This window comes from Clostridium sp., from assembly GCF_040797585.1.
Taxonomy (GTDB): domain Bacteria; phylum Bacillota; class Clostridia; order Clostridiales; family Clostridiaceae; genus Clostridium_Z.
Genome location: NZ_JBFNEO010000305.1, coordinates 1 through 2167, shown reverse-complemented (window position 1 = coordinate 2167; position 2167 = coordinate 1). Strand labels below are relative to the sequence as shown.

The 2167-nt window shown below is 30.2% G+C and carries 1 protein-coding gene; it reads left to right on the top strand.

Going from position 1 to position 2167, the window contains the following annotated elements; all coding sequences use genetic code 11:
* Window positions 1–1957: GTP-binding protein (locus AB2369_RS13040; RefSeq protein WP_367666902.1), on the top strand; the 1957-nt coding region annotated here is incomplete at its 5' end.
* Window positions 1958–2167 lie beyond the last annotated feature (210 nt).

Here is a 2167-nt window from a genome sequence, read left to right as displayed (position 1 = left end):
GACTATAGGAATATTAGCTCATGTAGATGCAGGAAAAACCACCTTTGCGGAACAGATACTGTATCATACACATAGCATAAAAGAAAGAGGAAGGGTAGATCATAAAAGTGCTTTTCTAGATAGTAATAACCTAGAAAGAGAAAGAGGTATAACCATATTTTCAGATGAAGGATCTTTTACCTATGAAGGAGATAATTATTTTTTAGTGGATACTCCAGGGCATATAGACTTTTCTACTGAAATGGAAAGATCCATAGGAATTATGGATTATGCAATTATAATAATAAGTGCAGTAGAAGGAATTCAAGGACATACGGAAACCTTATGGGATTTACTTAAAAAATATAAAATACCTACCTTCTTTTTTATCAATAAAGTAGATAGAGAAGGTGCAGATATTAAAAGGGTAGTAGAGGAGATTAAAGAAAAGTTCTCGAAGGATATATATTTTTTTCATGAAGGATTCAATGAAAATGAAATGGAGGAATCTCTCATTGAATTTATAGCTGAGAGAGATGAAGACCTCTTAAGTATATATCTAGAAGGGAATTATGATTCTACTTTATGGATTAAATCCATGAAGTATTTAGTTAAAAAGGGTGAAATGTTTCCAGCTTTTTCGGGATCAGCCTTGTTGGATATAGGAATAAAAGATTTTCTTGAAAAACTACATTCTCTTACTTACACGGAATATAAGGATAAAGATAACTTTGGAGGAATGGTGTATAAGGTAAGACATGATGAGAATGGAGTAAGGGTTACTTATATTAAAGGATTGAAGGGATCTTTAAAAGTAAGAGATGAGATTTGTTATGAAAAACATGGAGAGAGAATCCATGAAAAAGTCACTCAGATAAGAAGGTATAACGGAAATAAGTTTAAGCCATTAGATGAGGTTTTACCAGGAGAAATCTTTGCTGTAACAGGGCTAACTAGTGTAAAAGTTGGACAGGGAGTAGGCGATTTTCAAAGTGAAACTAAATATAATATGGTACCTACTTTAAAATCTAAGGTTATTTTTTCCGAAGAGTTAAATATAAAAGACGTTTTTAAAAGTTTTAAGATATTAGAAGAGGAAGATCCTTCTTTAAATATTTTATGGCATGAAAAACTAAAAGAAATACATGTTCATATTATGGGAACCATTCAGTTAGAGGTTCTTAAGAAAGTTATAGAACAGAGATTTAAATTTCAAGTAGATTTTGGACCTTGTGAGATTCTATATAAGGAAACCATTGATGGGAGCGTAAATGGATATGGTCACTTTGAGCCATTAGGACATTACTCAGAAGTTCATATTAATATAGAAAATGGAGAACCCGGAAGTGGAATAGTTTTTGAAAATCTATGCCATGTAGATGACTTATCCATAGGTCATCAGAATCTTATATATAAACATATATTTGAAAGGGATCATAATGGAATACTTACAGGATATCCATTAACAGATCTAAAGATTACTTTACTTACAGGAAGAGCTCATAATAAGCATACTAGTGGAGGAGACTTTAGAGAAGCAACCTATAGATCTTTAAGACAAGGATTAGAAAAGGCAGAAAATATACTCCTTGAACCATATTATGACTTTAAATTTGAAGTAGATATAGATAAAGTAGGAAGACTTATATCAGATATACAAAAACTACATGGAAAGTTTACTGGACCAGAATTATTTAATGAAAGAGCTGTAATAAAAGGAATGGGACCTGTGGCTACATTTATGAACTACCCATTAGAATTTGTAGCATTAACCAAGGGAAGAGGAAGCTATAGCTTTACATTTAAGGGTTATGATATTTGTCATAATAGTGAGGAGGTAATTAGAAATATAGGATATAATAAGGATGAAGATATTGATTATACTTCTAATTCAATATTTTGTTCTAAAGGTCAAGGATATGTAGTAAAAGGTAATGAGGCAGAAAGTCATATGCATTGTGAGATTGAGGAGATTTAGAGATAGTTATTCTTAGTAATAGTTATCTTATTATATGATATTCTAGAAATAGTTAAATCTTTCAAAGAATATGTATTTAAAGTCTTAAACAAAACATTATATAAACAAAACTAATATATTTTATCAATAAATTTATATTTGAACTTTATATAATTTATAGGGTTCCTAGCTTAGAACTTAATTTATACTGAATAATTAAAACTATTCTCC